This window comes from Pseudomonas sp. FSL R10-2189 (assembly GCF_009600325.1).
In the GTDB taxonomy this organism is placed as follows: Bacteria; Pseudomonadota; Gammaproteobacteria; order Pseudomonadales; family Pseudomonadaceae; genus Aquipseudomonas; species Aquipseudomonas helleri.
In genome coordinates, this window is record NZ_WIVZ01000003.1 from 173288 (window position 1) to 196665 (window position 23378).

Annotated in this window: 26 protein-coding genes and 1 tRNA gene; 7 read left to right on the top strand and 20 right to left on the bottom strand. The window is 55.6% G+C overall.

Annotation, left to right across the window (positions count from 1 at the left end; translation table 11 throughout):
* Positions 1–54 precede the first annotated feature (54 nt).
* The 4 genes from GHO32_RS03975 to GHO32_RS03990 form a co-directional block, all read right to left on the bottom strand.
* Positions 55–1137, bottom strand: coding sequence for a polyamine ABC transporter substrate-binding protein (locus GHO32_RS03975; protein WP_153333087.1), 1083 nt, complete (start codon positions 1135–1137; stop codon positions 55–57).
* Between the two features lie 63 nt (positions 1138–1200).
* The gene (locus GHO32_RS03980; protein ID WP_048370089.1) at positions 1201–1542 is read right to left on the bottom strand and encodes a cupin domain-containing protein; all 342 of its coding nucleotides are present in this window, start codon (positions 1540–1542) and stop codon (positions 1201–1203) included.
* A 29-nt stretch (positions 1543–1571) separates the two neighbouring features.
* Complete coding sequence (locus GHO32_RS03985; protein ID WP_153333089.1) at positions 1572–2978, bottom strand: FAD-binding oxidoreductase; 1407 nt, start codon at positions 2976–2978, stop codon at positions 1572–1574.
* Positions 2979–3027: 49 nt separating this feature from the next.
* Positions 3028–3846, bottom strand: a complete 819-nt coding sequence (locus GHO32_RS03990) for an AraC family transcriptional regulator (RefSeq protein ID WP_153333090.1) — start codon at positions 3844–3846, stop codon at positions 3028–3030.
* A 246-nt stretch (positions 3847–4092) separates the two neighbouring features.
* On the opposite strand from GHO32_RS03990, the gene GHO32_RS03995 reads away from it, so the two are divergent.
* On the top strand, positions 4093–4365 hold the full coding sequence (locus GHO32_RS03995; RefSeq protein WP_153333092.1) for a DUF1652 domain-containing protein: 273 nt from the start codon (positions 4093–4095) through the stop codon (positions 4363–4365).
* Between the two features lie 84 nt (positions 4366–4449).
* Here the strand turns inward: GHO32_RS03995 and GHO32_RS04000 are convergent, their stop codons facing one another.
* Positions 4450–6927 (bottom strand): UvrD-helicase domain-containing protein, encoded by a 2478-nt coding sequence (locus GHO32_RS04000; RefSeq protein ID WP_368668376.1) that lies wholly within the window; start codon positions 6925–6927, stop codon positions 4450–4452.
* 268 nt (positions 6928–7195) lie between these two features.
* Between GHO32_RS04000 and GHO32_RS04005 the strand changes: the two genes are divergently transcribed.
* The gene (locus GHO32_RS04005) at positions 7196–7891 is read left to right on the top strand and encodes a pirin family protein (protein ID WP_153333094.1); all 696 of its coding nucleotides are present in this window, start codon (positions 7196–7198) and stop codon (positions 7889–7891) included.
* 86 nt (positions 7892–7977) lie between these two features.
* Here the strand turns inward: GHO32_RS04005 and punC are convergent, their stop codons facing one another.
* The gene (gene punC, locus GHO32_RS04010; protein WP_153333096.1) at positions 7978–9162 is read right to left on the bottom strand and encodes a purine nucleoside transporter PunC; all 1185 of its coding nucleotides are present in this window, start codon (positions 9160–9162) and stop codon (positions 7978–7980) included.
* 117 nt (positions 9163–9279) lie between these two features.
* Here punC and punR point away from each other — a divergent pair, with 117 nt between their 5' ends.
* Positions 9280–10230 carry a DNA-binding transcriptional activator PunR gene (gene punR, locus GHO32_RS04015; RefSeq protein ID WP_153333098.1) on the top strand — a complete coding sequence of 317 codons (951 nt, stop codon included), beginning with the start codon at positions 9280–9282 and terminating at the stop codon, positions 10228–10230.
* A 118-nt stretch (positions 10231–10348) separates the two neighbouring features.
* Here the strand turns inward: punR and GHO32_RS04020 are convergent, their stop codons facing one another.
* From GHO32_RS04020 to GHO32_RS04045, 6 genes are all read right to left on the bottom strand, one after another.
* The gene (locus GHO32_RS04020) at positions 10349–10876 is read right to left on the bottom strand and encodes a DUF4174 domain-containing protein (protein WP_153333100.1); all 528 of its coding nucleotides are present in this window, start codon (positions 10874–10876) and stop codon (positions 10349–10351) included.
* A gap of 169 nt (positions 10877–11045) precedes the next feature.
* The gene (locus GHO32_RS04025) at positions 11046–11633 is read right to left on the bottom strand and encodes a DedA family protein (RefSeq protein ID WP_153333102.1); all 588 of its coding nucleotides are present in this window, start codon (positions 11631–11633) and stop codon (positions 11046–11048) included.
* A 61-nt stretch (positions 11634–11694) separates the two neighbouring features.
* Positions 11695–12741 (bottom strand): DMT family transporter, encoded by a 1047-nt coding sequence (locus tag GHO32_RS04030; protein WP_153333105.1) that lies wholly within the window; start codon positions 12739–12741, stop codon positions 11695–11697.
* Positions 12742–12937: 196 nt separating this feature from the next.
* Positions 12938–13354, bottom strand: a complete 417-nt coding sequence (locus GHO32_RS04035) for an Ivy family c-type lysozyme inhibitor (protein WP_368668377.1) — start codon at positions 13352–13354, stop codon at positions 12938–12940.
* Between the two features lie 33 nt (positions 13355–13387).
* Complete coding sequence (locus GHO32_RS04040) at positions 13388–13987, bottom strand: disulfide bond formation protein B (protein WP_153333107.1); 600 nt, start codon at positions 13985–13987, stop codon at positions 13388–13390.
* Between the two features lie 40 nt (positions 13988–14027).
* Entirely contained in the window at positions 14028–14240 is a 213-nt protein-coding gene (locus GHO32_RS04045) for a hypothetical protein (RefSeq protein WP_153331013.1), read from the bottom strand.
* Between the two features lie 556 nt (positions 14241–14796).
* On the opposite strand from GHO32_RS04045, the gene GHO32_RS04050 reads away from it, so the two are divergent.
* Positions 14797–14883, top strand: a tRNA-Leu gene (locus GHO32_RS04050).
* A gap of 220 nt (positions 14884–15103) precedes the next feature.
* Here the strand turns inward: GHO32_RS04050 and GHO32_RS04055 are convergent.
* Positions 15104–15391, bottom strand: a complete 288-nt coding sequence (locus GHO32_RS04055) for a type II toxin-antitoxin system RelE/ParE family toxin (RefSeq protein WP_153333109.1) — start codon at positions 15389–15391, stop codon at positions 15104–15106.
* The gene (locus GHO32_RS04060) at positions 15381–15668 is read right to left on the bottom strand and encodes a type II toxin-antitoxin system Phd/YefM family antitoxin (protein WP_123748888.1); all 288 of its coding nucleotides are present in this window, start codon (positions 15666–15668) and stop codon (positions 15381–15383) included. The genes GHO32_RS04055 and GHO32_RS04060 overlap by 11 nt, the downstream gene beginning before the upstream one ends.
* 5 nt (positions 15669–15673) lie before the next feature.
* On the opposite strand from GHO32_RS04060, the gene GHO32_RS04065 reads away from it, so the two are divergent.
* The gene (locus GHO32_RS04065; protein ID WP_256665468.1) at positions 15674–16948 is read left to right on the top strand and encodes a hypothetical protein; all 1275 of its coding nucleotides are present in this window, start codon (positions 15674–15676) and stop codon (positions 16946–16948) included.
* A 50-nt stretch (positions 16949–16998) separates the two neighbouring features.
* Here the strand turns inward: GHO32_RS04065 and GHO32_RS04070 are convergent, their stop codons facing one another.
* Genes GHO32_RS04070 through GHO32_RS04080 form a run of 3 tightly spaced genes read right to left on the bottom strand, consistent with a single transcriptional unit; the run spans position 16999 to position 18190 of the window.
* The gene (locus tag GHO32_RS04070; RefSeq protein ID WP_153333111.1) at positions 16999–17163 is read right to left on the bottom strand and encodes a hypothetical protein; all 165 of its coding nucleotides are present in this window, start codon (positions 17161–17163) and stop codon (positions 16999–17001) included.
* Positions 17164–17210: 47 nt separating this feature from the next.
* Positions 17211–17651, bottom strand: coding sequence for a hypothetical protein (locus GHO32_RS04075; RefSeq protein ID WP_153333113.1), 441 nt, complete (start codon positions 17649–17651; stop codon positions 17211–17213).
* Complete coding sequence (locus tag GHO32_RS04080; protein ID WP_153443845.1) at positions 17648–18190, bottom strand: hypothetical protein; 543 nt, start codon at positions 18188–18190, stop codon at positions 17648–17650. The genes GHO32_RS04075 and GHO32_RS04080 overlap by 4 nt, the downstream gene beginning before the upstream one ends.
* Positions 18191–18451: 261 nt before the next feature.
* On the opposite strand from GHO32_RS04080, the gene GHO32_RS04085 reads away from it, so the two are divergent.
* A complete protein-coding gene (locus GHO32_RS04085) occupies positions 18452–18823 on the top strand; it encodes a hypothetical protein (protein ID WP_153333117.1) in 372 nt (123 codons plus the stop codon).
* 386 nt (positions 18824–19209) lie between these two features.
* Here the strand turns inward: GHO32_RS04085 and GHO32_RS04090 are convergent, their stop codons facing one another.
* A complete protein-coding gene (locus GHO32_RS04090; RefSeq protein WP_153333119.1) occupies positions 19210–19620 on the bottom strand; it encodes an NUDIX domain-containing protein in 411 nt (136 codons plus the stop codon).
* 291 nt (positions 19621–19911) lie between these two features.
* Between GHO32_RS04090 and GHO32_RS04095 the strand changes: the two genes are divergently transcribed.
* A complete protein-coding gene (locus tag GHO32_RS04095; RefSeq protein ID WP_082148729.1) occupies positions 19912–21240 on the top strand; it encodes an OprD family outer membrane porin in 1329 nt (442 codons plus the stop codon).
* Between the two features lie 78 nt (positions 21241–21318).
* Here GHO32_RS04095 and dctM read toward each other — a convergent pair whose 3' ends face one another.
* Both dctM and GHO32_RS04105 read right to left on the bottom strand, forming a co-directional pair.
* A complete protein-coding gene (dctM, locus tag GHO32_RS04100) occupies positions 21319–22599 on the bottom strand; it encodes a C4-dicarboxylate TRAP transporter large permease protein DctM (protein WP_048370056.1) in 1281 nt (426 codons plus the stop codon).
* Complete coding sequence (locus GHO32_RS04105; RefSeq protein ID WP_048370054.1) at positions 22596–23234, bottom strand: TRAP transporter small permease; 639 nt, start codon at positions 23232–23234, stop codon at positions 22596–22598. Before GHO32_RS04105 ends, dctM begins: the two co-directional genes overlap by 4 nt.
* Positions 23235–23378 lie beyond the last annotated feature (144 nt).

Here is a 23378-nt window from a genome sequence, read left to right on the forward strand (position 1 = left end):
TCGCGGTCTTTTGATTTTTTGAAAAGATCGCGAGACAAGCTCGCTCCTACAGAGTTACTCGCCCGCCTTGATTTTGGTCCACACGCGGGTGCGGACCCGGTCAATTTTTAGCGGCATGGCTTCGAGTGCAAACAACTTGCCCATCATTTCTGGCGTCGGGTAAATCTTGGTGTCGGCCTTGATCTCAGGGCTGACCAACGCGTCCGCCTGCTGGTTGCCGTTGGCGTAATGCACGTAGTTGCTGATGCCCGCCATCACATCCGGGCGCAGCAAGTAGTTCATAAAGCTGTACGCGGCTTTTTCGTCCGGCGCATCGGCGGGCATGGCAACCATGTCAAACCAGATCGCCGCCCCTTCCTTGGGAATCGAGTAACCAATCTCGATACCGTTTTTCGCTTCTTTTGCCCGGGTCTCAGCCTGCAAAATGTCCCCCGAGAAGCCTACCGCAACGCAAATATTGCCGTTGGCCAGGTCGCTGGTGTATTTCGAAGAATGGAAGTAACTGATGTAAGGCCGGACTTTCATCAGCAAATCTTCGGCTTTTTTGTAGTCATCCGGGTTTTTGCTGTGGGGTGGCAAGCCCAGATAATTCAGAGCAGCCGGGAGGATTTCAGGGCCGTTGTCGAGAATCGCAACACCGCACTTGCTGAGTTTGGCCATGTTCTCGGGCTTGAAGATCAAGTCCCAGGAATCGACCGGCGCGTTATCACCCAAGACCGCTTTGACCTTGGCCACGTTGTAGCCAATCCCGGTGCTGCCCCACAAGTAAGGGAAGCCATGCTCATTGCCCGGGTCGTTGACTTCCAGCGCCTTGAGCAGCACCGGGTTGAGGTTTTTCCAGTTGGGCAATTGGCTCTTGTCGAGCTTCTTCAACGCCCCGCCTTCAATCTGCCGGGCCATGAAGTGGTTGGACGGGAACACCACGTCATACCCGGAGTTGCCGGTCATCAACTTGCCGTCCAGCGTCTCGTTGCTGTCGAACAGGTCATAGGTAAAACCGATGCCGGTATCGCGTTGAAAATTCTTCATCGTGTCGGGCGCAATGTAATCCGACCAGTTGTAGACCTTCACCGTCTCGGCGGCCTGACACAACGTACCAACCAGCATTAGGGGCAACAGGGTAGTCATACGCTTCATGATTCGATTCCTAGCATGTTTTGGGCAGCTTTTTTATAGGCAGGTATCGGCAGTGTTCAGCGATCAAAAGATCAATACATAGGTCTTGCGCACGGTTTCCTGGATGTCCCAGATACCAGTGCTGTTGGCAGGCAACATCAGTGCATCGCCCGCTTCTATAGTCAGGGGTTCACCGCCATCGGGGGTGAAGGTGCAGCGGCCTTGAATAAAGTGGCAAAACTCCTGCTGGACGATTTGCCGGCGCCAGCGCCCAGGCGTGCACTCCCAGATTCCGGTTTCAACGCCATCGGTGCGCTCAACACAGGTGACCGAGGTGACCGATACCGGCGTTCCCAGCGGCACAGCCACCGGGAAGGACTCTTGCAGCACAGCATGGGCGGTGTTTTTAAAGTGCGTGATGCTCATGAAAAACTTCCTGATCAAGACAACAAGGGTTACTGCATGAAACCTTCCATAAAATCCGCCATACGGCTGGCAAATTGCCTACGCCACGGCGGGCTATCGAGATTCGCCAGGGTTTTGTCTTCGTACACAAAGCTGCGAATGATCGCGTTGTAACCCAACCAGCGGCACGGTTCGGGCTCCCAGGCCTTGAGCGCTTTTAACCCGCCTTCGGTTAACACCCAAGGCTGTTTAACCTCTGCCGTGTCCCGTTGCAGAATCAGGTCGGCCAAAGTTCGGCCGCCTAAATGACTGGCACCCACGCCTTCACCGCCGTAGCCCCCGGCCAGCGCAACACCCTGCTGGCGATCACAGAGCATGTGCGGCTGAAAGCGCCGCGACATGCCCAGATTTCCGCCCCAGGCATGGCTGATCTCGACGTTTTTTAATTGCGGGAACAGTTCACCAAACAGGTAGCGGCGCAGCTCGATTTCGCTGGCGGTGAGGTCGAAGTTTTCGCGCAGGCGCCCGCCAAACTGGTAGCCCCCGCGCGCGCCGAACACCAGGCGGTTATCCGCCGTGCGCTGGCCGTAGGTCACTTGGCGGCTGCTCTCGCTAAAGGCTTGCCCCTGCGACAGGCCGATGCTGTCCCACAGCGCCCCGGACAACGGCTCGGTGGCGACAATCAAGCTTTGCACCGGCAACTGATAACGCCCCAGAGGCGCCAGGGTGTTGGCATAGCCTTCCACCGCCGGCACCACCCAGCGGCTGCGAACCTGCGCCTTGGCCGTGCGGGCCTTGCCGGGCTGCCAATCGGTCACCGGGCTTTGCTCAAAAATCTGTACGCCCATACGCTCGACAGCGCGGGCCAGCCCGCGCACCAGCTTGGCCGGGTGAATCGTTGCCACGTGGGGTGTAAAGATACCGCCGTAGGGTTTGGCGACACAGATCTGCTGCGCCAGCTCATTAGGGCTTAGCCAGCGGTAGTCGGCGTCATTCAAGCCTTGAGCATGCAGCTTGCCCAAGTACCGGCGCATGCTGGCTTCTTGCTCCGGGTAGCGCGCGGCACAGTACAAGGCGCCGCCTTTGCGGTAGTCACAGTCAATGCCCTCGCGATCAATCACGCTTTTGACTTCGTCCGGGATGCCGTGCAGCAAATCGAATGAGGCGCGCCGTTGTTCGGCCGAGAGCCCGGCAAGCAAGCGGTCACCGCCCAGCAGGTTGCCCATCAGCCAGCCGCCATTGCGGCCCGACGCACCAAAACCTGCGGTCTGCGCCTCGACAATGGCGACGCTCAATTCGGGCGCATGGCGTTTGAGGTAGTACGAGGTCCACAACCCGGTGTAGCCAGCGCCAATGATCAGCACGTCGACCTCCAGGTCGTGCTCAAGCGAGGGCCGAGGCGTCAGGGTTTCCTCAAGCTGGTCCATCCATAAACTGATCGCGCGCCATGCTGGCATTACCGACTCCACCTTGGGTTCAAGAATGGGTCGATCCTAGCGTCAGTGCTCAGCCAGCGTCTTGCGTGCGTGCACGCAAAGAAATTTGCTTGGCGTAGGCCTTGGGTGACTGGCCGGTGTGCTGGCGAAAACAGGTGTAAAAGGCCGATATCGAGTTGAAGCCCGCCGAAAACGCCACCTCATCCACCTTGATTGGTGCAACCGCCCTATCCATCGCCGCTAACACATGCTGTAACCGCGCCTGATTCACATAGCGATAAAAGCTTTGGCCCAGCACCTTGTTCAACAAATACGACATCTGGTTGCGCGTGTAGCCGCAGGCCTTGGCCACCTGTTGCAGGTCCAGTTCGGGGTCGAGATAGGGCTGCTGATGTTCGAAGTAGGTTTGCAGGTCTTGGGCCATAAAGCTCAATTGCCGGGCCGAGAGCCCGAGGCGACTGACCGCCGGGCGCAGCGGCGGTTGTTGTGCGGTGTCAGGAGCGGTTTCGTGCACCAGCGAGGCGTATTCATTGACGCGCCAGATCAGGCCGTCGCGGACGGTAATCGCTTCACTGGCGCGAAACGATACCAGCCCCTGACTGCCGCGCAAGGTCATGCGGTATTGAATGAACGCGGTATTGCCGTCCAGACGAATCCGGTCGCTGTGTTCCAGCGCCTCATCTGCCGCCCTGGGCATGGACTTTTGCACGTACTCGCGCAATTCAGAGAGGACCATGACGCGGTTCTGGAAGAAGTCGTGGTAGCGCACGTCAGGATGATAAAGCGCCATCACTCCGTCCAGATCGCGGTACTTCCAGCACAGGTGGTAGCGCATGACCGTTTCGCCAGTCGCCTGGGTCTGTTCAGGGCCGTCGTCGGGGAGTGACATAGAACGCTCAACTGGCAAAAAACACAGAATGCCGAGTTTACCCGCACGCTTCAATAACAGCTGGACTGAGCCAAATCAGCTGCAGCGCATGACACATATCAAATCTGGCGCCATTAAACCGACGAAGGGCAAAAAAAGGCTTATCGCCATCACTTATGAGTGCTAGGTTAAACACGAAAGACTCGCAAACCCTCAAGGAGAGGTTCGCGCCTCGCCATCACGTCAGAGCAAAAGGAATCGCTCTTAATGAAAACTGTCAGCTCCATCGATAAATTCAGCTTCCCCAACGCCTGCCAACTCATGCGCTGGCACTTTCACCCCATTGGCTTCGAGGCGACCATGGACGCGCCCAAGAGCATGGTTGCCCGGTTGTTTGACCGCGCCACCGGAGAAACCATGATTGCCATTGCCGGCATCCCCTGCGCCACCAGCATGAGCACCGGGGAAGTGGCGCGCATCATCCAGGCCGTAGAAGACGAACTCGAAAGCTTCGTTCCCCCTTTGGCGTGGCAGGCGTAAAAAATGCCCCTGTAGGAGCGAACTTGCCTCGCGATCTTTTGATCTTTAAAGATCGCGAGACAAGCTCGCTCCTACACGTTCACGTTAGCCAGCAGGAACCTTCAAACCCCGCAAATCCTCAAAAAACGCCTTGCCCTTGGGGATCCGGTCCGAGGCCTTGGGCATGTTCGGCCCTTGGGCGTCCTGGCTTTCCAGATACCAATAGCAATGCGTCACCGCCCGGGTAATGCCGACATAGGCCAGTCGCAGGATTTCATCCTTCTGCGCCACGTCGTAAGGGTCCGGCTCGCCGTCCTTGCCCAGGCCCGCCATGCGATAGACCTGATTTTTATACGGTGACGAGGTCAGATGCTGGCAATCGCCCAGCAGGAAAACAGCGTCGGCCTGCAGGCCTTTGGAGCTGTGATACGTCAACTGTTTGAGCCGACGATCTTCAGGCGCCAACCTCGAATCCACATTAACTACGGACTGTATATCCTTTTCAATCAACAGCTTATCGCTGCTTTTTCGATACAACATTAAGACTCGATCGCCCGCGTTGTAGTGCTCGATCAATCGGGCGGCCAAATCCTGGTCATCCCGATTGAGGACATTCACCGGCACGGGCTGCTTGGGCTCGCCGCTGGCCTTGGCGCGTTTACCGGCAATCGACGGCGCCGCCCGCACGATGTGTTCAGCCGCGTCGATGATGTGCTGATGGCTGCGGAAGTTATCGCTGAGCATCACGCGCGTGGTGGCGGGCGACGGGAATTCTTTATTGAACTCCATAAAGTACTTGGGCGAACTGCCCCGCCAGCCATAGATCGATTGCCAGTCATCCCCTACGCACAGCAGCGAGGAACGCTGGGCGCCCCGCCCAACGTGCATTGCAGGCCCACGGCTGCGGATTTCTCGCAAGCTGGCGCGCAGCCACGAGACGATCTGCGGTGATACGTCCTGGAACTCATCGATCATCAAATGCGACAACGGCCGAAGTTGCTCGTGGCTCAGCAGCTTGAAGTTCTGCGGCGTGTTCTCACCAAACAACGAGAACATGCGGTTGTACGTCATCACCGGTGGCGTTTGCGCCAACAGATGGTCTTCCAGCGCCCGCCAGTAAAGGCTCAATGCCTCGAAGAAGAAACGGTCCGGGTCATCCTTGGCAAAGCGCATTTCGCCCACCGCCGCCGCGACATCGAGGCCCAGGTTCTCGATAAAGCTGGCAGCCGCAACAAAACAATCGAGCAACGGCGCTGAAGTCAGCTCGCCCTTGAGCTTGTAATCAAAACCAGGCCCGGCACTGGCATCCCCTGCCAGCGAAGCAATGACTCGCTTGGCATCCGCATAACTTTCTAACCAAATCAGCGGCTTACTGCAAAAAGCTCGAAACAGTGTGCGTTTGACTGCCCACTCGGCACGTACCGTCAGTTTGGCCCCGGGGCGAGAGATTTGCGGGTTTTCACGCGGATCAAAGCCCAACACAACCCAGGCATCCAACTGCGGGATATACCCGTGGCAATGAAACTGCGAGCCGTTGATCTCCAGGGTTTCCCGGTTCGGCTCGATCCCTTTGATCGGCCAGGCCCCGGCGGCAAACCACAAATCTTCAAGAGTGTCGCACAACTCTTCATCGCGCTTGGCTGCCAGTTCGGTGACCGCCATGCGTTTTTGCACATCCGGGTGATCACGCTCCAGTTCTTTGAGCTGCAAGGCATGCCGACACAACGGCGCCAGTGTTTCGCGAAAACGCGCATCGCGGGTGTACAGCCCGTGGTAACAGGCATTGAGCTGCTGACGCTGAGCGTCGTTGATGCGCAGATCAAACGGATTGCTGTCGGCGTCGTCTTCACTCAGCAGATTGCGCGAGTTCAGGGTTTCAAAGGCCTGCAACTGGCCATAGCCGGGCAAGCTGCGCACCATCGGCAAGATCCGTGAGTGGAAGGTTCGCACCACATCGCGGGCCTCCTTAAGGCTCAGGGTGCGGCCCCACAAGGCGAAAATCTCTTGCAGCTTGCTGATGAAGTCTTTTCGCGACTCGCGGGTGAAGGTCACCACCGTCATGGAGTCGAGTTCAAAGCCCAGGTAGTGGGTCAATAACAGGATGCGCAGCACCAGCGACGTCGACTTGCCCGCCCCGGCGCCAGCAACCACGGAGGTCGACGGGGTGTCACTGAAGATCATCTTCCACTGCGCCGCGCTGGGCTGGGCGTGCTCGGGCAATAACGCCTCGACATCGGCCTTGATCTGCTTTTTCAGCTCAGGGCTCAACGGCAGGCGCCAATCGTCGAACAGATTGTCATCAATCCCCGGTGCACGCAGTACCTGCGGGCGCGTGTCGCTGATAAACAGCACTTGCCGCCCTTCTTCCAGCCCTTCGGTATGCCCTTCCTTGAAGCCGTAATCGAAGCCTGAAGTGTGCCCGCTGCGAAATCCGTCAGCCTGCCCTTGTAACCACGAGGCCGCATGCTGGGCGCGCAAACGGCTTAAGCCGTTGCCAAACAGGCGAGCAGCGAGGCGTTTTAACCAGGGCAGTTGGGCTAGGGGGACAAGTTGTTCAGGCACATCGGGGGTGTTTTGCGTCACGCTGACTCCATGGGGTGAGGCTGTCTGGGCACAAAGGCTATGGTCGCCGCATTACGCGCAGATTTCTAGCAATTGCTTGAGCATCAGCTGTTTAGGGCTTGTTGTGCAGGTAAACCCCACTAGGTAAACAACCTGAAACATCAAATTAACTGATAGCTTTTAAGCATTTTTTGCGCTTTTTATCGATATGTTCATGCAGGAGAATCAGTTCCATCATCAATCGGGTAACCGTTTACACCCTTCCGGCGACCTGAACAGGAGAAGAATCATGCTTGAACTCAGACCCTTCAACACCCTGGGCGGCGCACACCACGGGTGGCTGGATGCCCATCACCATTTTTCATTCGCCAGTTATCACGACCCAAAACGGATGAACTGGGGCAACCTGCGCGTCTGGAACGATGACATCATCGCCCCCGGCACCGGCTTCCCGCAGCACCCGCACCGCGACATGGAAATCATCACCTACGTGCGTGAAGGTGCGATCAGCCATGAAGACAACCTGGGCAACAAAGGCCGCACCGAGGCCGGTGACGTGCAGGTGATGAGCGCTGGCACCGGGATTGCCCACAGCGAGTACAACCTGGAGTCGACACCGACCAAGATCTTCCAGATCTGGATCATTCCTGACCAAGCCGGCCAGGCACCGTCATGGGGCGCCAAACCGTTCCCGAAAGGCCAGCAAGAAGGCTTTGTGACCTTGGCCAGCGGCAAACAGGGCGACCACGAAAGCCTGAGCATCCGCGCTGACGCCCGCGTGGTAGCCGCCAACCTCAAGGCCGGGGAAAGCGCCGAATACCGCCTGGACAGCGGCCGCCGTGCTTATTTGGTGCCGGCGACCGGCGTGATTGAAGTCAATGGCCTGCGAGCGCAAGCCCGTGATGGCGTGGCCATCGTCGACGAAAGCGTGTTGCGGGTGACGGCAATTGAAGACAGCGAAATCGTGCTGGTGGATGTCGCCTGATATCACCGACACACATTTGCCTCGCGATCTTTTCGAAAATCAAAAGATCGCGAGGCAAGCTCGCTCCTACAGGGCGACTGTTGGCTTCAGGACGTGGCTAGCGCCTCGGCATTGGCCTTGCGCCGCTGGATCACATACCCCAGTACCGCCAGCGGCGCCGTCGCCAGCATCACTTCGACGGTGATTTGCAGCGGCTGACTGATGTAGGTCGAGACCAACAAGCTGCTCAGAAAGCACAAGCCAAGCTGTAAGGTGTTTTGCAGCCCGGCCGCTTTGCCCGAGTTTCCGGCAAAGGGCATCAGTGCGTTGGCCACCACAATCGGATAGCTCGCGCCGTTAACCAGCGCCATCAGGCAAAACGGTATCAGCAAGGTCGCCAGCGTCGGCTCGGTTTGCGTCGCCACCCAATACAACCCCACCATGCTCGCGCAGTACGCCACCAGCAGCCACGGCAACAGCGTGCGGCCCTTGATGCGCTGCAAGGCACTGCGGCAACCATAACCACCGGCCATAAATGCCAGCGTCGGCAAGGCGTAGCTCAAACCTATATCACTCGGGCTATACCCCATGTCCCCCAGAATGAACGGCGACGCGGTCAGCCAGGCGAAGAAGCTCGCCGAGCACGCCGCAAACATCATCACGTTGCCGCTAAAACTCGCCGAGCACAGCAACTTCCAGTAGCTGACCTGAGTTGCTTGCGGCGTGCTAACCACGCTTCGGGCTTTTTCTTTGAGCAACAGCGTCGGCACGATCAGCAGTAACGCCAACCCCAGCAACACCGCAAAAATCGCCTGCCAGCCTAGATGGTTGAGCACCACGGCGCCCAACAGCGGAGCCAATGCAGGTGACAAGCCCATCAGCGGCATGATCCCGGCAAACACCCGGTTGGCTTTGTCAGATGGGTAGCGATCGATCACCAGCGCTTGCCAGGTCACCGCCGCCGCGCAAATGCCGATGGCCTGAATAAACCGCAGGGTCAGCAACAGCGCGGCATTGTCGACAAACAACATCCCCACGCAGCCCAGGGCAAACATGGTCAGGCCCGCCAAAAGCACCGGCTTGCGTCCCAGGCGGTCCGACAGCGGGCCCCAGAGCAATTGCCCAAAAGCGAAACCGGCCAGAAAGATACTCAGGCTCGCGCCCACAGCCCCGGCCGACAGGCCCAGTTCGCTGCGCAATGTACCGAAAGCGGGCAGGTACATATCCATCGCGAGATAGCCGAGCATGCTCAGCCCGGCGAGATAACAGGTAAAACCAAAAGAATTCTTCATGTGCACCCAAAACTTGCCATCAAACAATTTGTTGACTGCCGCGCATTATCCGGCTGACGATTACCTTGTGAAGCGAGAATTATTGCCTGATGGCATCAAATATTTCGAAGGCATGCTATGTGGTCTGAATACTCTCTGGATGTCATTGACGCAGTCGCCCGCCACGGGAGCTTCAGTGGCGCCGCCCAAGAGCTGCATCGGGTGCCCTCCGCCGTCAGTTACACCGTGCGCCAGCTGGAGCAATGGCTCGCTGTGCCGTTGTTTGTCCGTCGTCATCGGGATGTCGAGCTGACGCCCGCCGGGCGTGTGTTTGTCAAAGAAGCCCGCGATGTGATGAAAAAAATGCTCGGCACCCGGCGCTTGTGCCAGCAGGTAGCCAATGGCTGGAGTGGCCAGTTGCGGGTCGGGGTGGATGCCATCGTCAAACAACCCCGCTGCCAACAAATGCTGCTGGATTTCTACCGGCACTTTCCCGACGTGGAGCTGCTGGTGCATTACGAGGTGTACAACGGTGTGTGGGATGCCCTGGTCGACGGGCGTACGGACATCGTCATCGGCGCGACCCGGGCAATCCCCGTCACGGCCAGCTTTGCCTTCCGCGATATGGGCTCGCTGCACTGGCTGTGTGTGGCCAGCCCGGCACACCCTTTGACGTCACTTCAGGGCCCGCTGAATGACGAGCAACTGCGCCCCTACCCGTCATTGTGCATGGACGACACTTCACGCAGCCTGCCCAAGCGCGATACCTGGACCCTGGATAATCAGCGGCGAATGATGGTGCCCGACTGGACCACGGGCCTGGCGTGCCTGAGTGATGGGTTGTGCGTTGGCATGGTGCCTGCGCACCTGGCGCAGCCCTTGATTGCGCACGGTCGTCTGGTCGCCCTGCCGTTGCAAAGGCCCTTCCCCTCCAGCCCTTCGTGCATCGCCTGGAACCAGACACATCAGTCTCCCGCGATGAGCTGGCTGCTGGAATATCTGGGCGATACATCCACTTTGAATCAGGAGTGGCTCAACGAACACGACTTGGAAGCTAAACGCGAGATTGCATCAGACTCAGCGTTTTGACGACATGGTTTTCACACCACTTTCACATCGCCAGGGCTACTTTGAACCTACTCCTTTAGTGAATCCCGTTCAGCCCGCTCCCCCCAGCGGGCTTTTTTTTGCGTGTGACAAAGCGCTGTTAATCTTCCAGCGCCTTGACTGCTTTGACGGGTTTTGCAGGCTTGGCGCCTTTGCCCGGCTTCTCCGGGGCTACGGCTTCTGGCGGGGCCTGGGTTTCTTTCTCGCTGGCCGGCAAAGCATCGATGGTGGCGAACAATTTAGGCAGGTCCGCATCACCCTCGCCCTCAAATTTTCTCTCGCCATCCTTGCCGATCAGAATCACCTTGGCCTTATCAATGATCATCCCGGGCTTGAGCCCGCGTATCAGTGACATCGTGGACTGCGTTTCAAGGTCTTTGCCATCACGCTTGCCGGCAATACCGACAACCTCATAGAGCACCAAGTTACGGTCCTTGAAGCCTTGCTGAATCGCCGGGTCTTCCAGCTCCTTCTTCAGCGCAGTCAGTGTCGGGTCAACGGGGGTACGGGCAACAATGATTAACGGGCGGGACTTGCCGCGATCCTGTTCAAGTGGGCTTGGGACCTCAATGGCCTGGACCGAACTGGTGACCAGCACACTGGCGAGGATCAATAAACGGATAAACATCCAGATCTCCTTTTCTTATCGGACCGGGTCCGCGAATGTACCGCCAAGGCCCTGAAACCCTCGGCGGTGAGCCTGTTGTAGGAAGCATAGGCGCAACCGGGCTTTTGGACTTTGCCTTCCACGTTTATTTATTGCAACCGCACCTAAATATCTTGAAATACCTGCGCGATCAGACGGATTTGTTCGCAGAACGACGCTTGGCCCGGTAATGACGAATCAGGCCAATGCCCACCATCAATCCGATGACACACAGCGCAATCGGCAGACGGTATGGCTTAAGGTCGCCAAAAACGCCTTGCAGAAACTCCCCGGCCCAATACCCCGCATTGACGAACAGCGTTGCCCACACCACCGCGCCCAACAGGTTGATGAAGGTGAATTTCAACGGCGACACCTTGCTCGCGCCGATCACTATCGGCCCGACCAAGCGCATGCCGTAGAGAAAACGCACCGAAAAAATCGACACTGTCGGGTACTGGTTGATTAGCTGCGATACCCGATCGATGGCGGCTTTCTGCTTGTGCAGTCGGGGCAGCAATCGCTCGCCAAAATAGCGACCGACCCAGAACAGCAACTGATCACCGAGCATCCCGGCCACGCTGGCATATCCGATTACCGGCACCATTTTGAGCACATGCTGATGCGCAGCCATCCCCCCTAAAATCAGGATGGTTTCACCTTCGAGCAGGCAACCAATAAAAATGGCCAGGTAGCCATAAGTGGCCAACAAGTGGTTCAGATCGATGTGTTCAAACATGTGCGCTCTGGCGCTCCATTCCAATAAAAAGTGTTACTGCTTCCTGCAATAGGCGCTGCGCTCAGTGCGTGTGCCGGTGATGAATATCCGGAAAATGCGGGTGATTGTGCTGAATCGGTGCATGTTGATGCGTATGACTGTGGGCGGTGCCCGCAGGTTCATCCCCATCATGTTCATGCTGATGATGCTCGTCATGGCTATGCCGGTGCGTATGCACGAGCGGTTGATGCTGATGCAGGTGGGCATGGGATTCGGTCAGGTGCAGCCACACCCCGAACAGCATAAAAGCCGCAGCCAGCCAAAACAGCAGCGAAACCGACTCGCCCAGCACCAGAATCGAAATGGCCGCACCCAAAAAAGGCGCCGTCGAAAAATAAGCCCCGGTACGTGCCGCACCCAGGCCACGCAGTGCCAGCACAAACAGCACCAGACTCACGCCATAGCCTAAAAAGCCAATCAGCAAGGTTGGCGTCAACACCTGCATCGGCACCCATTGCGCGCCCAAAGTGAGCGCGACCGTGCAATTAACCAAGCCGGCGAACAAGCCTTTGGAACCGGCGATATACAACGAATCAGAAGCCGATACTTTGCGCGTGAGGTTGTTGTCCACCGCCCAGCACAAACAAGCGAACGCCACCGCAATGGGCCCCAGCCACGACTGCGAAACATCCGAGGTGTGCCCAGTCGGCCAGGACAACACAAGGCCGCCGACGATAATCGCCAACATGCCCAGAACAATTCGGCGGTCAGCATTTTCCTTGAACACTACCCACGCCAACAGTGCGGTCAGCACCGGTTCGAGGTTGAGCATCAGCGACGCGGTGGCACCACTGGTGCGGGTCAGGCCAAACATCAGGGCAACCGGCCCCAACACCCCGCCGAACAGAATCGCCCCGGCCAGCCACGGCCATTCGCCAGCAGGCAGACCCGAGGGTTTCCAGCCTCGGTCGCGCAGACAACGCACCAGCACCAGGCCCACTCCGCTGCCTAAATACAGCAAACCGGCCAGCAGCACCGGCGACACCTCAGCCCCTAACACCTTGGCCAGCGGCGTGCTGGCGCCGAACAGTGCGGCCGCAGCCAATGCATAAATCACGCTGGTATTCATGGTGCCAACCCGTTCAGGACCTGAGTGCATCCTAGCCTACCCATGCAGCCCTGAACGACAGCTAACGCGTGTGATGACTTATGGCGTTGCATCCCGCCATCGAGTCAAAGGGTCAGGCACAAAAAATCGGGCCTGATTCCAATTCATCGAACGCGCAATGAAACAGAACCAGGCCCGGCTTTGCGTGGCAAACCGCTTAATCTTCTGGATTATTCTCGGCCAGGGTTTTAATCAAATATTCCTTGATGGCCGCCTCAGGCGCACCCAAGAGCTGTGTATTGAACGACTGACCATCAGTCGATCGCGTGGCCAACAAACCCCAGGCTTTTTTCTTGTCGGGGCTGAAAAGAACAATCAGCTGATTATCCGCACAGTCATGGGGCTTGCACATTTGACCCAAGGTGTATTTCTGCCCATCGATGACCACTTCTTGCAGCGGCGTCGAAGTGCCTTGGCCGGTGCGGACCCATTCAGGGAATGCCAGCATGTCCTGATAGGCCTGTTTGTACGGGCTCTTGCCCGTCACATCAAACAAGTACTCAGGCGTTTGTGCATTGGCAACACCTGACAGTAAAGAGGCTCCCACAAAAGCCAACGTAATAGCTGTTTTCACTGATTTACTCCTTTTCGACACACTCAACACTGTTCAATCCAGTAATTGATAACTAAAGGTGTGACATTGATTGAACTTGCACTGAACCCCAACCGAGACAAAATTGACCACCCCGATTGCAATCACATAAAAACTGAGCGCCCACGCAATAGTCTTCAGGCCCGGATAAAGCCCAATGCTTTTATCGGCGACCTGCTTATTGGCGCCCCAGATGATCAGTTGCAAAGCGATCGCGGTAATCAGACAGAGCGCAATAATCACTGACCAGACCGGCATATGCAGGCCAAACACCGCACTGCCCACGTAGGCATGCCCTGGGCGCGGGTAGATATCCAGCAAGGTTTGCCGAACCGAAATAATCAGCAGCAACACCGAAAACGCCAGGCAAATGCCGGTATTGAACCAGGAGTACCCATGCCGCAATTGCTGCATGATCCCGAAACAAACACCCAGCATGGCCGCGCGCTGCAACAGGCACAGCGGGCAAGGCAACTCACCGTCGACATATTGCAGGGTCATGGCAGTGGTCAATATCCCCGCAAGCACCGCCATCATCCCCAGCAAATAGACATAGAGCAGCGGCGACGCGTACTCACCCCACCCCGCCGCTACTTTATTAGAAAAACGATTCATGGCATCCGGCGCTCCATCGCTGGTTTTCGAGAAAACTTGATTACGCACGTGTACTGGCCGGGAACTCATCACCCGCATTATTCACCTGAATCCAGGGCATTCTGTAACCATATTCCGGGCTATAAATTTCCCAGAGAAACACCTTGATGGCCAAAACAAAAAACACAAACAGCAGTATCAGCGCCCACTTCCTGCGACCGAACCAGCCCACAACCAGCGCCAATGCAAGTACGGCAAAAACGACAAACATCATGGTGGCATCAACTCCCTTTGATTAACCTTGCACTGCATTAGCGCTTACCGAAGAGGCGACTCGCTTTGAATGGCGAAACTGAAGAACGCCAAGGAAATCAGGGTAGACCAGCACTTTTTAAAAGCAAGATGCCCTAGTGCTCACGCTCTACCCTTCATCGAACCTGGAGAACCATCCGCTTCAAGGTTAGTCCTCAATGCCGCTGGTATTCGCCGTCAGGCCATATTTTTTGTGAGGGGGATGCTGGCTGTGCCTGGCCCATAAACCTCGACTGCCAATGCGCTTTTAAACAAACCCGCAGCAATCGCCAGCCCGAGCAGCCACTCGGTCCTACACACAATCGCGATAAATCCGACCAAACCTTTCCGCTAATTCCCTAGCTCTCTGATTTTTCGACGATTTTAATCGAAGGTCAGATCAAAAAAACTTGCTTAAAAAGCTCTAACCAACTTGCCTCAACGCTGTTGGGTCTATATATTCGACCACCTGTCACGCAGGCTACTGAGTACTTTGCACGTCAAAGCACATCCTGCATGACCCGCTTTACAGCGCTACCGCCCGAATGGCGAAATTGGTAGACGCATGGGACTTAAAATCCCCCGTTCGAAAGGACGTGCCGGTTCGATTCCGGCTTCGGGCACCAAACAAATCAAGGGCTTGCACGCTTTCAGCGTGCAGGCCCTTTGTTTTTTTGCTCCGAAATTTTGGGAGCTGCTCCGCAATTCCTGATAGTACAAATTTTTATCAGGCCGGTAAGTCGGAAAAACCAATTGCAGAAAGCACTCAAGCCACGCAGCAACCTATGACCGAAAAGAAAGCGCCATAGATAAGCCCGGCCAAGCGCCGGGCTTCTTGTATCTGGCTTAGCGTTTCTCTGCCTGCTCATACACTGAGCCGCGCTCTCGCTTGCCAATGGCCAGCACCAGGATGACAATCCGCTCATCCTCGACGCGATAAACCAATCGGTACCCTGCCCCGCGCAATTTGATCTTGTAGCAGTCCTTTAAGCCATGAAGCGCATCGCCAGGCACTCGCGGGCGGCCTTGGCGCTCTTCAAGCTTTCGCAAAAACTGAAGACGTACAGCACCGTCCAGCTTGCGTAATTCCTTCAGCGCCTTTGGGTCCCATTCGACGGTGTACTCAACGGCCATTTGCGATATCGGCCTCAGCCTCGCCAATCAGATCGTCGAGCGATACACGGACAGGCTCCTCGCCCGCCTCAATACGAGCTTTGGCTACTTGCGCCAGCTCAAGGTCGTCCAGTCGCTCAATCATGGCCTCATAGACTTCGGCTGGAACCATGTAACCCATAACGCGGTTATGGTTCAGGACAGCCACAGTGGCGCCGCCTGCCCCGCTCAGCACCGCCGAAGGGTTCTTCTTGAGCTCGGACACGCTCACAGCCACGTCAGCGAAAACGTTTTGCATAGATTATGCCTCCTGAAAAGGTCTTTATTTTGGTCTTTATGCTTAGTTGTGGCAAGCGAATGGCGCTACCTTCTCTCAACGCCAAATGGTGGCCGAACGCCACAAATGGTAAAGTGCCCACTCAACTAAGGAGGGAATGCGAATTGCGCACATATGGATATTTTCTGGTTTTTTGGGCCGTCTTCATGCTTCAAGGCTGCACAGAGAAAGAACTCACTCAGGAACAAAAGGCTTACGTCTCACAATTGGAGATCGAGCTATCAAAGACGAAGCAAGAAATTGATTCAGCGAATCAGTCGTCAGCCAACTATAGCGGGGGGCTGATAAAGGATCTAATTACTACTCGAGTTGAGGTTCTTAAAACTAATCAAGCACTGTTAGAGCAACGAATATTGGCTGTCCAATCAAAAAGTAGCGTAACCGTAGCTACAGTTGCCTCTAACGCGGATGAGGAACTCGCCAGCAAACTAGCTGCCGAAATAGCACAAACCAAGGTGAATATCGCTTCTGCAAAGGCTGAAGCCGCGCAATACAGTGGAGGACTTATTCTGGCACTGAAGCTTTCAACTATTGCGACTAGTGAGCAAACCCTTGCGATGCTTGAGCAGCAGTACTTGGTTTCAAAATACGGCCTACTCCCTGTTCGCGCAGCTATGCAGGTATTGCCTACAAAGAGCTCAGTCCCTGTCCCCTCGGTTGCGGCAATTCAACCAGCCGCCGCACCTGATCTTTTACCGACCGGCACAGGGCCTTTCGGTTTTGAGTCAGGTATAAGTGCAGAAATCATTGAGAAAATGACAGGAGAAACTCCAAGGCTCATTAAAGAATCTGAAAATCTGTATTTTCTCGATAAGGCTCCGAAGCCGAACGATGCTTTTGAGCAATACGGTTTGGTTATCTCGCCCACGGTCGGGCTTTGCGTGATTAGAGCAATTGGGAAATCTATACAAACGAATGACTTCGGGCATCAGTTACAATCAGGCTACGATTCTATGAGAGATGCCCTGACCGCAATCTACGGAAAGCCAAAAATCTATGACTTCTTGATGCCTGGAAGCATTTGGAAGGACTCAAATGACTGGATGACCAGCCTTTACAAGCAGGATCGAACGTTGGCGGCTGAATGGAAAGGGCCTGGAATTAAGAATGACATCAGCAGCATTGCGATTGATGCCAGAGCAGCTTCCAGAGACAAAGGCTACTTCGTAGTGCAGTACGATTTCAACAATAAACCTGAATGCACAGCTGAACTAAAAAAGCAAAATAATGATTCTTTGTAAGTCTTAGCTAGAAAAAATAGCCCGCCGTCGAGCGGGCTTTTTTGTGTCATTTAAAAAGGTGCAGAGTCTGCATCGGGCTCAAATTCGTCTGCTTCGCTCTGACGATATTCATCAGCAACCATTTCCCATTTAAAAGTGATCGTGCCGTCATAAGTGATGATCATACTGACCACCTCAAGCATCCCTCGCGAAATTTCACGCAGCGATGGCTTCATTAGCCTCGTTCATGCACTGTTCAGGGCGTAAGTTTTGGTCGTTCCCCCTAAAAACCAGGCGGAATATAACCGGGAACGTAAGGAATATTTTGGCACTTGCCATGCAGTATTTTTCCGTCCTGAATTTTAAACAGCACTATTTTCTTGGCCTGATTGACCGTCGCTTCCAGTTTGCAGTCCGATCCATGACCCACTTGCTCATAATATTCCGTATGAGTCGTGCCATTAGCTCCATGGGTCATGGATGTACCGGCCGCTTCGGTAGTCGTCCACTGAGAGGTTTTGTACCACGTCATCACAACGAGTTTCTCTCCAGCAGAATCTTGCGTTGCTTTCATCGTATCGGGCCTGCCGAATAAATTCAGTGCCTCTTGGGCATCGCGACCTTCCCAGCGATTCTGGGCAATCAACGAACAGCCGCTGGCCACCATAAAACCGGGCACTAGCATTATCAACAAAACCGTTTTAAGCCATTTATAAACTTTCATTTCATCTCACCAGGACCGTGCGGCTTATCATTACCCAACATCTGCTCTAACTCTTGCATCGGCGTTTTCGGCGGTGCTTGTAACTCCGCGATAGTTTCCAGCAGCTTTTTATGAGTAAACTTCCCCAACGACAACATGCCATTGAAGACTCGATCCCGCGGATTACACACAAATCCAAACGTGTATAACAGTGCATTATCGTCCAGCGTGAGCCACTCATTAGACACTTCCAGATCCCGACGTACGTTGCTGGCTCGATCAGTAGATGTGCCTTTAACAAAGCTAGCCCTGTGTTTGGCGCATTGAACTTCAACTGTATAGACGTCCACCAGCGGTTTTGATGGATCAGCGAAGATCTGGCTAACCTCGACAAACTGTGTACCGCCCTTTTTAACTGGTGGTGTCATGGAAGTGAGGTCGGCGACAAACATAATGTTGTTTTTCCCCGTACCGACGCTGTAAACAAGCCACCAGTCGCCAACAGGGTCTTTACTGGCGGCCAGTGCCGAATTAAACCCCGTCAATAACGACGCCAACACTATTAGCACACCACCCAACCTGAATATCCCTGACATACACTTACCGAACCTTCCAGAACAATGAGCAGACGTTAAATATTTTTGCTTTTAATCAAAGCACGTAATATTTCGAACATTACCAATACAAGAAAAACGATAACATCAAAACACTCTTCTTCAATTAGCACACCTGTACTAATCCATCCCTGTGGTTAGAGAGTGATTCGCCATTATCGTCAGACTGACCAATACTCATTGCACTCGGTCAATGAAGGGCGGCACATGGATATCACCATTCATCGAAAGAAGGGTTTTCTAAACAATGCTTTTGGCCGGAGCGCGCCACTTGCCGTCTTTTTTGAGAGCGCGTGTATAGGACAGTTGGCAACTGGCGAGACCTTGCCCTTGAGCCTTCCAGACGTTAACGGAACGTTACAGGTCGGTCTTCTCGACACCAGGAATTCGCCCTACATCGGGAGTGCGCATCAATCGCTCGTATCGATCAGTAATCCTCTTGCTGTCTCACCCAGCCCAACGGTTCAGGCGTTTTCAGTAAGGACCCGGGTATGGGTTACTTTTGATGTGATTGATTTGGCGTATTGGGGCCCACTTCGACGCTGGATATTTGCGCTCGAGCGCCGTGCTGAGGGGTGAGTCAAGCTACGGCTGACGAAACGCAATGCGATATAGGAACTGCCGAAGGCTACAACTGTTGATTTTGAACGTCAAAAGATCGCAGCCTTCGACAGCTCCTACAAGATCTCTGCATGACGCACCCTCGACTGTTCACACGCTTCTCTCAGACGCTGCATCGCATCCGGGGCCATGGGGGCAGTCATCATTGATCGGTAGGTCATGCATGCTTGGGTGTCGTTAAGTTCGGGCTGTTTTGGCTGATTCGCCGAGCATCCGACCAGGAGGGTCAGCGCTGCCAGGCCTATGATTTTTTTCATTCTCTCCCTCCGTTTCAACATTGGTTGCAAAACTGTCACCAGACGAAGTCCTTGGACTCGATGGCACGCCGATAGTTGAGCGTAAATTTACGTATCTGCGAGGGCCTGCCTAAGAAAACTCAAAGCATCTTTGAAAATCTGATGCCAGCTGTCTGACGGTTCACTCATCAACGGGTGCCAAAAAAACCGGAATTCATGCCCTCCGTCATCGGAGGCAAAATGTGCCCACGTCTCGGGAAGTGCCTGATCAACATGACATTCATGAAACGCCCAGGTGTGCCCCGTTAGCGTCGATCGCCACTCGCCCAAAGCGTATTTTGCCGTGGCGGTAATCCCCGCTTCTTCGAACAATTCTCGTACGGCTGCCACGTCGGTCGGCTCTCCCGGTTCGACGCTGCCTTTGACCAGTTGCAAGCCTGCCAAAGGGTGCTCAAACGCAAGGATTTCCAGCGTTTGACCCCGTCGTAATACCACCGGGCACGCTTTGTCCGCTGTCATGCAATAACTCCTTTATTGTTGAATTTCCGGGACGTCTCGGGTGCGCAGTTTATGGCGAATCCGAGCCTCGCGCGCGACCTCCAGAGGGCAGTCACAACACTCGCCAAAAACCTCAGAAACACCTGCAAAACCCCCGTATCCACGGGCTTTCTTAAATTTAATTTCATCTGCCAAACCCCGCTTTTGACTCCGAACTGTCACATAGGAATCGCCTAATTATGTGAAGCGTTTGACGCTTTAATTTCAGAATAATGACGGAGACCGGGATCAATGAAGAAGTTAGTAAGCCCTATGGTGGGGGTCGCCATGGCGAGCTTTATGCTGTCAGCACACGCCGACTTTATCGATGACAGTCACGCCGATCTAACCCTGCTTAACCGTTACCTCAATCAACAGGGTCGCGATGTAGTTAACAGCAACGCTAAGGCCCACAGCATTCGCGATTGGGGCCAGGGCTTTGAATTCAACTTCAAGTCTGGCTACACCGAAGGTCCGGTTGGTTTTGGTCTGGACTTGCAGGGGTTTTATGGTCTGAAGCTGGACTCCGGTGGTGACCTCAACGATAAGTCCCACCAGGGTCGTTACCCGGGCAGTATGTTCCCGCTGGATGATGGCAAATCTGCCGATCAGTTCGGCGTTCTGAGCCCTACTTTCAAAATGCGTTTCGCTAAAGACGAGTTGCGCGTGGGTACGCTGTACGGCAACAACCCGGTCCTGGCCAACACTGACGGGCGCCTGTATCAGCAGACCAACACCGGTGTGCAACTGGTGTCCAAGGACCTGACGGATTTCACCTTCACTGCAGGTGACATTCTCAAGACCAAGATCCGTAACGAAACTGGCGATCAGGGCATGATCACCGCTGGCGGTACCAAAGAAAGCGATCGCTTCCTGTTCGGTGGCGCCGACTACACCGGCTTGCCGGGCACCACCGTCAGCCTGTGGTATTCCAACCTTGAGGATTACTACCAGCAGTTCTTCCTCGGCGCCAAGCGCCATGACGCGGTGGCTGTAGGTGCCTTTGACACCGACATCCGTCTGTACCGCAGCCTGGGTGTGGGCGGCAACGCCGATGGCGACAAAGACTATGCCGCTGCCGGCCTGTATGACAATGGCGCCTCCAAGGGCCGTATCAACCAGTCCACCGTCAGCCTGCTCGAAAGCTACACCCTGGACGGTCACACTGTGGGCCTGGGCATCCAGAAAAACAGCGGCGATAGCGACTTCCCGTACCTGGACTCTGGCCTGAACAGTGGCGACAACCGTCAAGGTCCAGGTTCGGGCGCCGACACTCCGGCCCTCACCAACATGCAACTGAACAAGTTCCAGCATGCAGGCGAACGCACCTGGCTGGCGCAGTACAAATATGATTTCAGCAAGCTGGGCGTAAACGGTCTGACCTTCGCCACGTCGTATGCCCACGGTGATGACATCCGTACCGCGCAAGGCACCACCAGCGAGTGGGAACGCAACGTCACCCTCGCCTACCAGATCCCGACCGGTACCTTCAAAGGTCTGGGTGTGACCTGGCGAAATGCCCACGCCAGCCCGGATATTACTGGCGCGACCGTGCAAGACGAAAACCGTCTGTATGTCAGCTACGTGGTTCCTCTCTGGTAGTCGATACACCCCGTCAGCGGCCACAAAAAAGGGCCTGCACGCTTATCGCGTGCAGGCCCTTTAGCTTTACCGCAGCGTTTACATCCCGAGCCAGTTCGGCAGTGCCAGCGACACAAACGGCACGTACGTCACCAGAATCAAGAACGCCAGCATCACCAACAGCCACGGCGACACCGCACGCACCACTCGGGTCAGTGGCATGCCCGTAACCGCCGAGGTCACAAACAGGTTGAGCCCGGTTGGCGGTGTGATCAGTCCGATCTCCATGTTCACCACCATGATGATGCCCAAGTGGATCGGGTCGATGCCCAGTTGCATGGCAATCGGAAACAGGATCGGCGCCAGGATCAGGATGATCGCGGACGGCTCCATAAAGGTGCCCGCCACCAGCAACACGACGTTGACCACCAACAAGAACTCAATCGGCGTGAAGCCCTGTTCAACCACCCAGGCGGTGATCGACTGCGGGATCTGCTCGGTAGTCAACACGTGTGCAAACAGCATGGCGTTGGCGATGATAAACATCAGCACCACGCTGAGCTTGCCCGCCTCGACAATCACCTTCGGGCATTCGCGAAAGGTCATGTCCTTGTAGATGAAGATCGCCACAAACGCCGCATACACCGCTGCTACGGCCGCAGCTTCGGTCGGGGTGAACATGCCGGAGTAAATACCGCCCAGAATGATCACGATCAGCATCAAGCCCCAGCCCGCTTTGCGACCTGCGGTGACGATTTCCTTGAACGACGCTCGCGGCAGCGCGGGCATGTTTTTAACCCGCGCGAGGATGTAGATGGTGATCATCAACACCACACCCAGCAACAGCCCCGGAATCACACCGGCCATAAACAGCTTGCCCACCGAGGTCTCGGTCGCGGTGGCGTAAACCACCATGACAATCGACGGCGGAATCAGAATGCCCAACGTACCGGCGTTACACACGATACCGGCGGCAAACTCCTGTTTGTAGCCAGAGCGCACCATCCCGGCAATCACGATAGAACCCACAGCGGCCACGGTTGCCGGTGAAGACCCGCTGAGCGCCGCAAACAGCATGCAGGCCATGATCGCCGCAATCGCCAGGCCACCCTTGATATGCCCCACGCAGGCGTTGGCGAAGTCGATCAAGCGACGGGCCACACCGCCGCTGGTCATGAAGGCGCCAGACAGCAGGAAGAACGGAATGGCCAGCAGCGTGTAGTGCTCGCTGGTTTCGAACAGCTTGATGGCCAGGGAACGAACTGAGTCGTTGCTGAAGAACAGGATGGTCATGGCCCCGGACAAGCCCAGGGAAATCGCCACCGGGATGCCGATAAACATCAGCACGAACAGAGCGACAAATAGAAAGCTGATAGTCATTTGGCGTTCTCCGAGGTGTCGTTTTCAGCCAGTTTCACGGCCTCATCCACTTCACTGTGCAAGCCCAGCCCTTGCTGCTTGCCCTGCACGACGCGAATGAACACCTGCAGAAAGCGCAGGAACATCAAAGCAAAGCCGATTGGCACGATCATTACGATCTGCCACTGGCGAATACCGAAACGGTCGAGGTCTTCAGCGCTGGTGCCGACGGCATAGAGCGTGGCGACCCACTGTTCGCTGGAGTAAGCCATGAGTGCGCAATAGCCAAGGCAGATCACCAAGGCAAGCAACGCCACGCGCCGCTGGTTCTCAGGACTGAACTGGCGTACCAGCAAATCGATACCGATATGCGCGCCAATGCGCACGCCCCAGGCCAACCCGACAAAGATCAGCCAACCGAACATGGCCTTGGTCAGCGCCACGCTCCAGGTCATCTCCTGGGCGATATACAGAATGCCGTCGCCGATGCTGAGCATGGCGTCGTTGGCGAAGGGCAGAGAATCGCCCAAAGAATAAAAAACACCGTAAAGGTTGTTGAAGACCACGTAGGAGAACGTCACCAGGGTCATGCCTGCAAGCAGGAATGCCACCAGTACTTCTTCCACACGATTCCAGACACGAAAAAATGCCTGCATGGGTAATCTCCCCTTGAAAGAGCGGTCGCAAAGCGACGACTAAAACCAATGAAGCCAAGGCGCGACAGACCTTGCAGGCTGTCGCTTTCGCCATTGACGCTGCCGCCGGCAAGCGCTCACGCGATTACCGGCGGCACTTCAGGT